The 13,211-nt window shown below is 43.7% G+C and carries 12 protein-coding genes; 2 read left to right on the top strand and 10 right to left on the bottom strand.

Annotation, left to right across the window (positions count from 1 at the left end; translation table 11 throughout):
- Positions 1-28: 28 nt before the first annotated feature.
- Positions 29-940 carry a TIGR03899 family protein gene (locus R1T43_RS04025; RefSeq protein WP_317353136.1) on the top strand — a complete coding sequence of 304 codons (912 nt, stop codon included), beginning with the start codon at positions 29-31 and terminating at the stop codon, positions 938-940.
- Positions 941-1,029: 89 nt separating this feature from the next.
- On the opposite strand, the gene R1T43_RS04020 is transcribed toward R1T43_RS04025, so the two are convergent.
- The 3 genes from R1T43_RS04020 to R1T43_RS04010 are packed head-to-tail and all read right to left on the bottom strand — an operon-like array spanning position 1,030 to position 5,313.
- A complete protein-coding gene (locus R1T43_RS04020; protein ID WP_211071829.1) occupies positions 1,030-1,776 on the bottom strand; it encodes a phosphoadenylyl-sulfate reductase in 747 nt (248 codons plus the stop codon).
- Positions 1,769-3,487: an assimilatory sulfite reductase (NADPH) hemoprotein subunit gene (gene cysI / locus R1T43_RS04015; RefSeq protein WP_317353133.1), complete on the bottom strand. Its 1,719-nt coding sequence runs from the start codon at positions 3,485-3,487 to the stop codon at positions 1,769-1,771. The genes R1T43_RS04020 and cysI overlap by 8 nt, the downstream gene beginning before the upstream one ends.
- Complete coding sequence (locus R1T43_RS04010) at positions 3,487-5,313, bottom strand: assimilatory sulfite reductase (NADPH) flavoprotein subunit (RefSeq protein ID WP_211071827.1); 1,827 nt, start codon at positions 5,311-5,313, stop codon at positions 3,487-3,489. Before R1T43_RS04010 ends, cysI begins: the two co-directional genes overlap by 1 nt.
- 362 nt (positions 5,314-5,675) lie before the next feature.
- Between R1T43_RS04010 and R1T43_RS04005 the strand changes: the two genes are divergently transcribed.
- On the top strand, positions 5,676-7,733 hold the full coding sequence (locus R1T43_RS04005; protein ID WP_317353129.1) for a TonB-dependent receptor plug domain-containing protein: 2,058 nt from the start codon (positions 5,676-5,678) through the stop codon (positions 7,731-7,733).
- A 77-nt stretch (positions 7,734-7,810) separates the two neighbouring features.
- Here R1T43_RS04005 and R1T43_RS04000 read toward each other — a convergent pair whose 3' ends face one another.
- The 7 genes from R1T43_RS04000 to dusA all read right to left on the bottom strand — a co-directional run bounded on the left by R1T43_RS04000 (position 7,811) and on the right by dusA (position 12,945).
- Positions 7,811-8,566 (bottom strand): TIGR04219 family outer membrane beta-barrel protein, encoded by a 756-nt coding sequence (locus tag R1T43_RS04000; RefSeq protein ID WP_317353126.1) that lies wholly within the window; start codon positions 8,564-8,566, stop codon positions 7,811-7,813.
- Between the two features lie 3 nt (positions 8,567-8,569).
- Complete coding sequence (locus R1T43_RS03995; RefSeq protein WP_211071824.1) at positions 8,570-9,562, bottom strand: DUF2333 family protein; 993 nt, start codon at positions 9,560-9,562, stop codon at positions 8,570-8,572.
- Positions 9,563-9,719: 157 nt separating this feature from the next.
- Positions 9,720-10,064, bottom strand: a complete 345-nt coding sequence (locus tag R1T43_RS03990) for a hypothetical protein (RefSeq protein ID WP_211071823.1) — start codon at positions 10,062-10,064, stop codon at positions 9,720-9,722.
- Positions 10,064-10,264 carry a PspC domain-containing protein gene (locus R1T43_RS03985; protein ID WP_211071822.1) on the bottom strand — a complete coding sequence of 67 codons (201 nt, stop codon included), beginning with the start codon at positions 10,262-10,264 and terminating at the stop codon, positions 10,064-10,066. The genes R1T43_RS03990 and R1T43_RS03985 overlap by 1 nt, the downstream gene beginning before the upstream one ends.
- Before the next feature lie 88 nt (positions 10,265-10,352).
- Entirely contained in the window at positions 10,353-11,024 is a 672-nt protein-coding gene (pspA, locus tag R1T43_RS03980) for a phage shock protein PspA (protein ID WP_063457797.1), read from the bottom strand.
- Positions 11,025-11,377: 353 nt separating this feature from the next.
- On the bottom strand, positions 11,378-11,659 hold the full coding sequence (locus tag R1T43_RS03975) for a hypothetical protein (protein WP_317353119.1): 282 nt from the start codon (positions 11,657-11,659) through the stop codon (positions 11,378-11,380).
- A 236-nt stretch (positions 11,660-11,895) separates the two neighbouring features.
- Positions 11,896-12,945 carry a tRNA dihydrouridine(20/20a) synthase DusA gene (gene dusA, locus R1T43_RS03970; protein ID WP_317353116.1) on the bottom strand — a complete coding sequence of 350 codons (1,050 nt, stop codon included), beginning with the start codon at positions 12,943-12,945 and terminating at the stop codon, positions 11,896-11,898.
- Positions 12,946-13,211 lie beyond the last annotated feature (266 nt).

The following is a 13,211-nucleotide window of genomic DNA, read 5'->3' as shown; positions in this document are numbered from 1 at the left end:
TGCTTTTAATGGCAATCTACATATTAAAATGAAGATAACCCCTGATCCTTATACCAGTTCACTTCCTAAGACCAAGCGCCCTACTGAACCATCGCAGGCTAACCGTACCGATAATCCAAACCAAAGTGCGACTCAAAACGTGCAACAAGATACACCGACACACTTTGTACGGCAAAAGATACTCTCTTGGTTCTCTCGTGTCGGCATTTCTCCTTCAATGGCCAAAGATCCGAAAAGCCAACGAAACACGTTAGAACGAAGAAAGCAGATAATTGAATTACAAAAAGCTGCAAACCTTCAAGCTGTCTTAAATATAGCACTAAATGTAACTATAACCGAATCGGAAAGCGATGGACTTGATCCAGATTGGTTTTTTGCCTTTAGCAACATGGCAGAAGAGATCCACAGTCCAGGAATGCAGGAGCTTTGGGGCAAGATTTTTGCCGTTGAGGTAAGTAAACCCGGCAGCTTTTCTCTTCGCAGTTTACAAATGCTAAAATTGCTTACTCACAGAGACGCGAAAGTCTTTGCGAAGGCCGTCAGTATAGCCAGTAGACGGCAACTCGATACCATCCCTCGTATTTTAGTCGGTTTCCATAGGAAAAAAGGCATACTGTCGTTTTTCAAACGTGCCGTTCCAGAACAACTAAATTTAGCCTCTGTGGGCCTTTCCTATCCAGATTTACTGGCGCTTCAAGATATGAAGCTACTTTATGCCAGCGAGATAGAAAGCGGTGAATATGCAGAAGGCCAACAAACAAGATGGCGCTGTGGTGCAGAACAATTCACACTAGAAAGTAAGCAGCCAGGTGTGGCCTTGGTGTATTTTAAATTTACCGCAGTAGGTAGCGAGCTTTATAAGCTTGTACCACGAAAACAAAACCCAGCTTATTTATCGGCACTCAAGGGCGTATTAAGCGAAGTCTTTAATATTCATTAATTTTTTAGACCGGCCTTTTTAGACCAGCCAATTTAGACCCGCTTCGCCAGTCTCACTATTTAGGTGAGCTAGGCGAACGGAGTGACAGGTTAAATACCGTCACCAAACTCGTGCAACCCACATTCACGCTTAAGCCCGAAGAAACGCGTATCTTGTTCACTCATGCCTTCTTGCAATGATTGCGTGGTATGCCAATCGCCAATAGATACATAGCCTTCATCCCACAAAGGATGATAAGACAGACCATGCTCTTTCAAATAGTAGTGCAGGTCTTTGTTGCTCCAATCAATAATAGGATAGAGCTTAAACTGACTGCCCACCTTTTGAAGCACAGGTAACTTACCGCGGGTATCAGATTGGCTACGGCGTAAACCGGCAAACCACGTACCTGCGTTAAGTTCTTTCAAAGCACGTTGCATAGGTTCAACCTTGTTCATTCGGTTGTACTGCTCAATGCCTTCAACACCTTGCTCCCATAATCGACCAAAGCGAGCTTCTTGCCACGCAGATGAAATATCTGCGTTATACACGTGCAAGTTCAAATTCAATGCGTCTTTCAACTCGTCAATAAACTTGTAGGTTTCAGGAAACAAATAGCCCGTATCCGTTAATACCACGGGAATATCTGGCTTAGCTTGGGTAAGCATGTGTAGCATAACCGCAGATTGGGCACCAAAGCTTGATGACACAATGTGACTGTCAGGTAAGTTTTCAAGCGCCCACGCCACGCGGGCCTGAGCACTCATCTCTTCCAGTTCAACATTGATATCGGCAAGGGCTTCCTTGCTGATATCAAGTGTTAGCGGACTGCTATTAAGTAGCGTCGAATTACTCATAAAAGTCTCTAGCTGAATCGACAACGGGTGCGACAATTTCAGCGCGAATAACATAATCACCGAACGATTCGTTACCGTTACGCTCTTTCGCCCACTTGCCAATTAATGAATCAAGTTCGGCCATAATTTCTTGTTCACTGATGTTTTCACGATACATCTTAGGAATACGCGTTCCTTCACGATCGCCACCTAAGTGGAAATTATATTTTCCTGGGCCTTTACCCACTAAACCAACTTCGGCCAACATGGCGCGACCACACCCATTCGGGCAGCCTGTTACACGGAAAATAATACTGTCATCCGCTAAGCCATGCTTAATTAGTAAACCTTCAAGCTCAGTCACCGCATCAGGCAAGTAGCGCTCAGCTTCGGCCATCGCTAACGGGCATGTTGGCAATGCAACACAAGCCATAGAATCAAGACGTTGGTTTGAAATCTCTGGCGCAATAAGGCCATGCTCTCGGGCCAAAGCTTCAATCTTTTCTTTATCTTCTGCTGGTACACCCGCCACAATCAGGTTCTGATTCGCGGTTAAGCGGAAGTCGCCAGTATGAATTTTTGCAATCTCAGCACACCCTGTTTTTAAGGTTTTGCCCGGATAATCTAAAATTCGGCCGTTTTCGATAAATAGGGTTAAGTGGTATTTGCCGTCTATGCCTTCAACCCAGCCGAAGCTATCGCCACGGGTTGTAAATTCATAAGGACGGGTTTCGCCAAAGGTCACGCCTGCACGTTTCTCTACTTCGGCCTTAAAGTTATCTACGCCTACACGTTCTAGTGTGTATTTGGTTTTGGCGTTTTTGCGGTTAACACGGTTACCCCAATCGCGCTGGGTAGTCACCACTGCTGCTGCAACGGCTAATGTGTCGTCCAAACCAATAAAACCAAAGTCACTGGCTTTACGTGGGAAGGTGCTCTTATCGCCATGAGTCATGGCTAGGCCGCCGCCCACTAGTACGTTAAAACCAATCAGCTTGCCGTTTTCAGCAATGGCCACAAAGTTAAGATCATTCGCGTGAACATCTACATCGTTTTGCGGTGGAATAACTACGGTGGTTTTAAACTTACGAGGTAAGTAATTGTCACCTAAAATTGGTTCTACTGGCTTTTCAGTGGTTTCCACTCTTTCGCCATCTAGCCAAATTTCAGCATAAGCACGGGTTTTAGGAAGTAAGTGCTCGCTTATCTTCTTAGCCCACGCGTACGCTTCAACGTGTAAAGCAGACTCAACTGGATTAGAGGTACAAAGTACGTTTCGGTTTACGTCACCAGCAGTAGCAATAGAGTCGATACCTGCTTTATTAAGCATTTGGTGCATCGACTTAATTTTTGGCTTTAATACACCGTGAAACTGGAACGTTTGACGGGTAGTAAGACGAATACTGCCGTACATAGTGTGATCGGCGGCAAACTTGTCGATAGCTAACCATTGGTCAGGGGTAATAACCCCACCTGGTAAACGGGCACGTAGCATTACGTTGTGTAATGGCTCTAGTTTTTGCTTAGCACGCTCGCCGCGAATATCGCGGTCGTCTTGCTGGTACATTCCGTGGAAGCGAATAAGTTGGAAGTTATCCGCCGTGAACCCACCGGTTAAATCGTCTTTTAAATCGGTTTCGATAGTGCCGCGTAAGTTATTACTTTCACGCTTTAAGCGCTCGTTGTCAGCCAGTTTGCCCTCAACGATAAATGGTGATTTTTCATTGCTCATTAATAGACATCCTTCTGGTAACGTTTCGCTTTGCGTAATTCAACTAAGTACGCTTTCGCATCGGCTTCTGATTTTTCGCCGTACTGTTGCACAATACTGATAAGTGCGTTTTCTACATCTTTCGCCATGTACATAGCATCGCCACACACATAAAAATGTGCGCCTTGCTGAAGCCATTCGTACACTTCTTTACCATGCTCGAGCAAACGGTGCTGCACATACACTTTCTCTTCTTGGTCGCGAGAGAAAGCCAACGTAATTTTATCTAGCAGGCCGTCTTTGACGTAGCCTTGCCATTCCACTTGATACAAGAAGTCTTGCGTGAAATGTGGGTTACCGAAGAATAACCAATTCTTACCTTCAGCATCTTGTGCATCACGCTCTTGCATGAATGCTCTGAATGGCGCGATACCGGTACCTGGGCCAACCATAATGACTGGTGTATTGGCATCATCAGGTAAGCGGAAGTGATCGTTGTTTTCAACAAACACGTCTACTTCACCGTTTTCTTCTAAATACTCACACAAGAAACCAGACGCACCGCCTTGGTGACGATGACCAAAGGCCTCATAGTCTACGTGAGCGACCGTTAGATGAACTTCATCTTCAACTTCGGTTTGGCTAGATGCAATAGAGTACAAGCGTGGTGTGAGCGGTCGAAATGCTTCAACAAGTTGTTGCGCAGTTAAGCTGCCCGGATGGTCACGCACAATATCAATCAATTGACGCTCTGCCATGTAGGTACGTAGTTTCGCTTTATCTTCCATCATCGCAGCTAAGCTTTCTGAACCTGTAGCTGCTTGATAGGCTTTAATGAAGTTAGGGTAGCTCAGCGTAAGCTCAAGCTTGCTACTTAGTGCTTCACGCAACGTGAGCGTTGCATCAGCAACCGTCACTTCTGCATCGCCATCAAGAGAAAGCGTGTCTATGAACGCTTCAACAAGGCTTGGCGCATTTTTAAACCACACGCCTAATGCATCACCTGCTTTATAGGTGATACCAGAGTCTTCTAGGCTAATTTCAATATGACGAATGTCTTTTACTGAATCACGGCCGGTAATTTTTTGAGCATCAAGCAAGGTCGCGGTGAAAGGCGCTTTTTTAGTATACGCTTGCTCAGGTGCACCTTGAACCGCCGAGCCGGTTTGAACCGCTTGGGCAGCAGGCGCTGCTGCACTAAAGTCATCCTTAAGGGATGCAATTAAATCGTTCAACCAACTTTCAGCTTGGGCTTCATAGTCAACATCGCAATCGGCACGCGCAACCAACTCGGTACCACCCAGTTTACCTAGGCGTTCATCGAAGTCTTTGCCCGTTTGGCAGAAGAATTCGTAGCTGCTATCACCTAGTCCTAACACCGCATATTTAGTGTTATTCAATTTAGGTGCTTTCTTGCCGTTAACAAATTCATGCAACTCGATTGCATCATCTGGCGCATCGCCTTCACCATGGGTACTAACAAATAGCGCCACGTGGGTTTCAGCTTTAAGCGAACGAGGTTTGTAATCTGCCATGCTAACTAACGTAGAGTTAAAACCCGCTTCTTCCGCTTTAGCCTGACATTGCTGTGCCACGCCTTTCGCATTACCGGTTTGTGAACCGAATAAAATAGTAAGCGTAGGGGCATCAGTCTGCGCAGGTGCTACTGCACTGTCAGCAGTTGCCGCAACGGCGCCGCCTTGTGCAGCGGCCATACCGGCAGCATACCCACTGATCCAAGTCAGTTGATCACGGTTTAACCCAGAAATTGCTTGGGTAATTGCATTGAACTGTTGTTCATTTAATACGGCACCAGTAGCCGATGGATTGTTCGATTGTTGTGACATAATTCTTTAGCCTTAATTCGATGGGCATAAGGCTAACGACTTTCTTACAGAAGAGAAAAGAATAAATGAGACTTTTTTATTACTGAAAGTGATTAAGAGTAAGTATTGAATTATAAACAGGTGGTATTTCTAAAGTTAAGCAACTAATAAATGGTATTTCTGCTTCATATTGTGATTCCTTCTTTAGGTAAAAACGTAAAATTAAGCGTAAAACGAAGGTGTTTTAAGAATAATTCAAAGTAACTTCAGTTTACGTAAAAAAAGCTTAAGCATCTAATAAATATAGAGGTTTAAGAATCAAACCATAAAGACTAATACGCTAAAGTATGTTGTAATTACACAAATTCTTTAACCGCTACATTATGTCTCAATTTTCTTTTTTTAGATCAACCCCCTCGTTTATCATTCTGTTCTTTCTTAGCGCAATTTCATCTAGTCACGCTGACTCTTTTGAGCATTCAGAATCTCAATTAAATCAAGAGGCGCATAAAGATGAAGACAATAAGCAAAGTATTGATGAACATCAAGCTCATGAAGACCATCACGACGAGGTTGAAAAAATTCTGATTCAAGCGTCTCGTTCTGGCCGTATAGCTGATGAACAACCTATTCGCGTTGAACTTATTAATCGCGAAGAAATTGAAGAAAAAGCGGCTATGCGACCAGGAAACATCTCGATGCTGGTTGCGGAAACAGGCGGCGTAAGAATGCAAACCACCTCTCCAGCGTTAGGTAGTGCTAATATTAGACTGCAAGGTTTGTATGGTCGGTATACCCAGTTATTAGCCGACGGCCTGCCTTTATACGGTAACCAAGCTGCTTCTATCGGATTGCTTCAAATACCGCCAACTGATTTAGGCCGAATCGAAATTATCAAAGGCTCAGCGTCTTCTCTTTATGGTGGCTCAGCGCTTGGCGGCGTTATTAATTTAGTATCACGTCAACCTGGCGATGAATTTAGTGGCGAAACCCTGCTTAATGCCACTACGCGAGACGGTCAAGATCTCACTACCTATTTTGAAACACCGATAAACGATTCTATAAAAGCGTCTCTCACCGCGGGTGCACACTACCAGCACGAGCAAGATATCGATGGCGACGGCTGGATTGATTTGGCTGGTTATGAACGCTACACCGCTCGCCCTCGTCTTTTTTGGGAAGGGGAAGACGGTGAAACCCTTTATGTCACTACTGGCTTCATGACAGAGCAGCGTGAAGGCGGCACAGTATTAGGTGCAACCGTAGCCAATGGAGAAGCGTTCGCACAAACGCAGGATTCTGAGCGAATCGATGGTGGATTTGTATTCAAAACGCCGCTATTCAATACCCTAACCTTCAATGCTCGCGCCTCGGCCATGTTGCAAGATCATGAGCATGTTTATGGTAACAATTTTGACGACGATGAACATGAAAGCTATTTAGCCGAAACCAGTTTATCTGGTTACACGGATAAAAGTGATTGGGTGGTTGGTCTTGCCTATCAGTCAGAAGCCTTCACTTCACACACCTATCCAGAGTTTGATTATGATTACAAAGTACCTGGAATTTTCACTCAATTTGACTACGAACTTTCCGACATACTCACCAGTTCATTGAGTGCCCGTGTAGATGATCATAACGAGTTTGGTACTCAGTTTAGTCCACGAGTGTCCTTGCTTTACCGTCCAGGCGACATCACGGTGAGAGGCTCATATGGACAGGGTTACTTCGCCCCAACGCCCTTCGTTGAAGAAATAGAAGCAGCGGGATTATCTCGCTTAGCCAGTATTGACGATTTAGAAGAAGAAAAGGCAGAAACCGCTTCTCTTGATGTCACTTACACGTTAGGCAACGTTGAAACCAGCTTAACCTTGTTTGGCTCAAACGTTGATAATGTTACAGAGCTCGAGGCTTTTTCAAGCAACGGAACAAGTGAGCTAGACCGAGTTAGGTTGGTGAACGCTGAGGGTGAAAGTAAAATTAGGGGTTCTGAGTTTCTAGTACGTTATTACTGGCATGACATAAAGCTAACTGCAAGCTACCTATACGTTGATGCAAGTGAAGTATCTCAGACAAGTGATGGCAGACAAGAAATTGCACTTACACCTCGTCACTCTGCAGGCTTTGTTGCCATGTGGGAACAACATGGCAGTTTTAGAACCGGTTTCGAAGCCTATTACACCGGCGTACAGCGTTTGAATGACAACCCCTATATTAATGAAACCAAACCTTACTGGCATTTAGGTTTAATGGGAGAAATTACGCTTGGACGCATCAGTTACTTCATTAACTTAGAAAACCTCTTAAACGTGCGCCAAACTGACGAACACCCGCTGCTTTTACCTAGTCGAGCTGCCAGCGGACAGTGGACAACTGATATATGGTCTCGCAACGACGGCTTCATTGCCAACGCAGGAATAAGAGTTAAATTCGGCCACTAACCCAGCAGTGCCTATATCAAAAAACAAAAAACCGACATGCGTCGGTTTTTTTATTTACCAGATAAAGTTAGCACTAATTAGAAGTGGACTTCTAACCCTGCAAACGCACCATCAAATTCCATGTCTGCATAGATATCATCAAGATCTTCAATATCCACAGTCACTTTGCGATAACCAACCTGAAGGGTCATATCAACCGCAAGACTTTCTATAAATGAGTAGGTCACAGCCACTTGGTAATCACTAAGTTCGTGATCGTCAAATGACAAATAGCTACCTTCTGCATACGCCGCTAAGCCCGTAAACGGCAAGCCAACTTGTACTTTCGAATACACCATGGGTATCACACCAGAGAAATCGCCCGAGCCCTGCGTGTCGCTAGCGGTATCGTAAACTGAGAACGCGCCATCGATATATTTAGCATTCAAGCCCACATCGAAACTAATTAAGTCGTTATCGAACAGCTCGTAATACAAAATAATGTCTGTAGCATCTAACTCAACGATAGTATCTATCTGGCTCTCTGCAGTATACAAATCACCGTCGAAAGTGAAGTTAGTATTCAGCGTAGTGGTGCCAGAGTTATCTAAGGTGGTATGTCCTATCTTAACGTTAGGCACAAACGGTAATGGATGCTCGAACGCGACATAAAGTGCCGTGTTTGTTTCATCATCGAAATTAAAGTCGGCGGTAGATGAATTGTCTGCAAACCCACCACTGGTATCGGTTTGCCAAACTTGTGCACCTGCGTACACCCCTGCAATTGTGTCTGCATGTGAAGATGCGGAGAAAAGAGCACAACCTACTAAGGTTGCCAATAGACACTTTTTCATTTGTTATCCTTGACTGAGAAGTTCTGAAAGTTCAATTAAAGCAGCGTTAGCGCGAGAAATATAGTTCGCCATCACTAAAGAATGGTTAGCCAGCATACCAAAGCCACTGCCATTTAGAATAACAGGACTGAACACAGACTGCTGAGTTGCTTCAAGCTCTCGAATAATCTGCTGTAAGCTAACCAATGCGTTTTTATCTTCTAATACATCGTAGAATTCAACTTCAACCGCTTTAAGAAAATGCAGTAGCGCCCACGTCGCTCCGCGCGCTTCATGAAAATTATTGTCTAACTTGAACCAACTGGTTTTAACGGTGCGCTGCTGCGCTACCGACGTAGACTGCTTCGCTTTCGAATCGCCGGCTAAATCTGTATTAATTCTTGCAGAACCAACACTGGCACTTAAACGCTGAGAATAGCTGCCTAAACGCTTTTCAACTTGTTTTAACCACTCACGTAAATTATCAGCACGGGTATAAAATTGGCTGTCAGAGTTTTGCGGGTTCGCAAGCTGATCGCGATAAAGCTTAAGAAGCGCAATGCCGTCTCGGTAACTGGACTCAGACGACGGAAACATCCAGCTTTTATGATCCATGTTAAATTTAGGATGCGCTTTAGTGAGATAAGGGTTTTCTAACGATTGAGATTGTGAACGGCTAAAGTCTTTACGCATAGAAAGCGCAAGGTCACGAATCATTTCCAGCGCGCCAAATTCAAAAGAAGGCATATTGTCTAAGAAAACACCCGGCGGCATCACATCGTTCGACAGGTAACCACCAGGCTTATCTAATAAGGTTTCAGAGACATCAATCATGGTTGCAGTAAGCGTATAGCCGGCCACGTCTTCTGGATTTATATTTTGTGCTTGTTGCGCGACCCGATTTTTAACGTCGTAGGCGTCTGGTGCCATGCTCCAATACAGACCTATTAACCAAAAAATTAGAAACAACACTGCAATGACAAGGGCTACTCGTTTTGTGCTAATTGATTTTCTCATATCAATGCCAACCTTCCTTTCAAATGACACAAAGCCGGACTTAACCGGCAATGTATAACTAATTATAAATACGCGAGAATGACTAAACCTTTATGACGGTTGCAGTTATATCACCATTTAACGGTCTAATAACACAACTTAAATAAACTTATAATCATCATACAGGGCGATTTAGGTGTTGATCGCGCTTAGATTTGTCCTTAAATGCATAGATAAGTATAGCAAGAATGACGATTGGCCAGAAAGCACCTATACCTGCAGCGAGTAGTGCGAAGAATACTGCGCCAGCAACCAACAACAGTGTGCCAAGAACACTCACTGCCACTACAAAACCCACTACCGCTAACAGAACACCAATAACAGATAGCGCAGCAAGGTTTTCCCAAGGACTAAGTAATTCGTCTGACATCACGATATGCATATCAAACCAGTCGTCAACAACACTTCCTAAACAATTGACCAAGATCACTGCCAATACAATGGCGATAAGAAAATTTTTCATTACAAAGCCCTTGGTAGTAACATGACAGCTGCAAAATAACCGATAACGGCGATAGCTGGCATACAGATAAGGCCTGCCGCTGCACCTACGCGAACCCAAATTGGATCTACCTCTAAGTGCCGTGCAACGCCTGCGCAAACACCTGAAATAACCGCGCTGTCTAAATCTCTATAAATACGTTTTTGTGATGGCATTTTCATTTTCATTTCCTCAAATTCATTTCAGATTGCTTAGGGTTGTACGGTAAGAGCGCGCAGGTAATGACCTACCCCACGCTCTACGCGATATTTACGCTACCTTTTTTTTCTTAAGCGCAGCGAGTTCATTCTCTATCGTTTCATCTGCTTCTAGGGCGTCGAACTCAGCGGCTAAAGAGGTAGCGCTGCCGCTATCCTTCGTTAGGTCGTAAGCATCAACCTGCGCTTCGAGTGTGTCGATGCGCTGCTCGTAATGCTCAAAACGCATCATGGCATCATCGATTTTGTTGCTGTTATCCACGCTTTTTACTTTAAGGCGCGTTTCTAACGTTTGTTTGCGGCTAACAAGCGACTTTTGCTTTTGCTTCGCTTCATTTAGCTTGCTATTTAAACGCCCAGTATCAACTTGGATCTTTTCGATAATTTCAGCCAGCTGTACCTGCTGCTGCTCTAATTGGCTTAGCTTGGCAACATACTTCTGCTTTTCAACCAACGCGGCCTTAGCCAAACCTTCTTTGTCGTTATTCATGGCAAGCTGTGCTTTATCCTGCCAACCGTTGATATCCTTTTCTGCTGATGCCATATGGCGAGCTAAGGTTTTCTGGTCGGCTAGGTAACGTGCTGCATCAGTGCGCACTTCAACCAAGGTCTCTTCCATTTCTTGGATAATAAGGCGAATGATTTTTTCTGGATCTTCAGCCTTATCTAGCATGGCGTTTAAGTTTGATTGCACGATGTCATTTATTCTTGAAAACATACCCATTGTTATTGCTCCGTTTCAGTGTGATTAATAACGTAGACTAGGCAGTGGCCATGCTACGGTTGGCGATTAACTATGCTGACGCCAATCTTGTCGCTTACATCTCTTTGCTTATTAAATACATTACAATTGGCATGCCAAATCAGTAAGGCACTGTTTTTATTAATTAAAACTAAAAAACAAAAATAATTGGTGCTCCTCCACTTTCCTATAAACCAACTTTTTAGCAAATTTAACCACTCACTATTCGTCAATTTAACCAGTGACAAAATCAGCGTTACGTTTTAAAAAATTAAGGCAAAAAAAAACGACCTAATTAGGTCGCTTTTCATAAATAAGGTTGAGCCGCTGATAGCTTACTCGGCACGTGGAGATACTTCTTCAGTATCCGCAGGTGATGTTGATGCAATATCGGTAACTTGTACTTTACCCATTGTAGCTTCACCTTCTAATTCAAAGTGATATGCCGTATTTGCCACCGTTTGGTACACATTTGCTTTTACTTCGTTGGTAGTGATACTCACGGCGTGATCAACCATATTCGTCAATATTGACTGAAGGATTGATTCTTGCGCATTTGCGCCAGCGCTAAATAAAGTGATAGAAACGATTGATGCTGCTAAAAGTGAAGTTTTCATAATTTCCCTTAATGGTAATCACTGCAACAGCCCTTCGCTATTGCTTTGATTAATAGATAGCTAAACTCGTGCCACCTAAGGAAATAATATTTAAATTATTGTATTTAATAGAAAAACTAAAAAAAGCACATTGGTGTCATGCCGATTTTTTTTACACAACACCAAGCTTTGGTCAAATACATCACGGGGCGTTAGTGCATTTGACCACTTATTATAGAGGGGGTACTAAATAAAACTTAGGAGATATTATTTGCCGCCTTTTGCGCATTGTAGTCATTAATTTCTTGCTGCGCAGCCTCTACCGCTTCTAACGCATTCATCAACAAATGTGGATCTGGCGATTTTCCCGTCCCATTTTGGCTCAAATAGCGGCGCCAAATACGGCCACCCGCCTGACCTTGATATAAACCAAGCATATGCCTAGCGACATGCCATGGTTTAAAATAAGGGTCGTTTTGACCTGCAATACACGATTCTATGTACTGCTGCATTTTTAGTACTACATCGCGGCGACTAATTGGCTGCGCGGTATTGTCACCATAGAAATCCGCATCCACCGTAGAAAGAATATAGGGGTTCGCATATATTTCTCGGCCAATCATAACACCATCAACATGACGTAACTGTTCATGGGCATCTGCGAGGGTTTTAATCCCACCGTTAATACTAATAGAAAGCCCTGGATGAGCTTCTTTTAACATATGTACTCTTGGGTAGTTAAGAGGCGGAATATCTCTGTTCTCTTTCGGGCTTAACCCTTGCAGCCAAGCTTTTCGCGCATGCACAATAAAAGTTTCACAACCAGCATTTGCGACAATATCCACAAAGCGAGCAAAGTCTTCGTATTCATCCATATCATCGATGCCAATTCGACATTTAACCGTTACAGGGATGTCTACTACCGCTTGCATTGCTTTTACATTCTCAGCCACCACGTCTGGCTGAGCCATTAAACAAGCACCAAAGCTACCGTTTTTCACCCTATCAGAAGGACAACCTACGTTGATATTAACTTCGTCATATCCCCGCTCCTGCGCGAGTATCGCGCACTTAGCCATGTGTTCAGGGTTACTGCCACCAAGCTGTAGCGCAACAGGGTGTTCTTCTTGGTTAAACCCAAGATAATCCCCTTTGCCATAAATAATCGCACCGGTTGTGACCATTTCGGTATAAAGCAATGCACGCTTTGATAATAACCGAAGAAAATAACGACAATGACGGTCGGTCCAATCGAGCATTGGAGCGACTGAAATGGTGCGATGTAATGGAACGTTGGTAGAATTCACAATAAGCCTATATTTGAACACGAAAGCAGTAATGCAGTGGCCTATTGTAGCATTTCGATAAAACTTAGAAACTAAGAAAGGGCTTAAATCGCATCAAACGCAAAATGGCCAAGTCGTACTCATTTGGTATGCTAAAACTAACATGAATCAAAGAAGAATATTATAAGCGGGGAAATCATTGTTATGGATAGTGTTTCTGTAACGATTTAATAGCTACACGAAAATTATCAAGCTATTGTAAGAATGGTAAGACTACACTTAGTAAG

The sequence above is a fragment of the Alteromonas sp. CI.11.F.A3 genome (assembly GCF_032925565.1).
Taxonomy (GTDB): Bacteria; Pseudomonadota; Gammaproteobacteria; order Enterobacterales; family Alteromonadaceae; genus Alteromonas.
The sequence above is the reverse complement of the archived record's forward strand: the minus strand, read 5'-3'. Positions and strand labels throughout refer to the sequence as shown.

Bases quoted from the DNA above. Each gene is read 5' to 3' on its own strand.
- R1T43_RS03990 (WP_211071823.1), bottom strand. From the start codon at position 10,064: ATGAAAAATTTTCTTATCGCCATTGTATTGGCAGTGATCTTGGTCAAT.
- cysI (WP_317353133.1), bottom strand. From the start codon at position 3,487: ATGAGCAATGAAAAATCACCATTTATCGTTGAGGGCAAACTGGCTGAC.
- pspA (WP_063457797.1), bottom strand. From the start codon at position 11,024: ATGGGTATGTTTTCAAGAATAAATGACATCGTGCAATCAAACTTAAAC.
- R1T43_RS03975 (WP_317353119.1), bottom strand. From the start codon at position 11,659: ATGAAAACTTCACTTTTAGCAGCATCAATCGTTTCTATCACTTTATTT.
- R1T43_RS04020 (WP_211071829.1), bottom strand. From the start codon at position 1,776: ATGAGTAATTCGACGCTACTTAATAGCAGTCCGCTAACACTTGATATC.
- R1T43_RS04000 (WP_317353126.1), bottom strand. From the start codon at position 8,566: ATGAAAAAGTGTCTATTGGCAACCTTAGTAGGTTGTGCTCTTTTCTCC.
- R1T43_RS03995 (WP_211071824.1), bottom strand. From the start codon at position 9,562: ATGAGAAAATCAATTAGCACAAAACGAGTAGCCCTTGTCATTGCAGTG.
- R1T43_RS03985 (WP_211071822.1), bottom strand. From the start codon at position 10,264: ATGAAAATGCCATCACAAAAACGTATTTATAGAGATTTAGACAGCGCG.
- R1T43_RS04010 (WP_211071827.1), bottom strand. From the start codon at position 5,313: ATGTCACAACAATCGAACAATCCATCGGCTACTGGTGCCGTATTAAAT.
- R1T43_RS04005 (WP_317353129.1), top strand. From the start codon at position 5,676: ATGTCTCAATTTTCTTTTTTTAGATCAACCCCCTCGTTTATCATTCTG.
- R1T43_RS04025 (WP_317353136.1), top strand. From the start codon at position 29: ATGAAGATAACCCCTGATCCTTATACCAGTTCACTTCCTAAGACCAAG.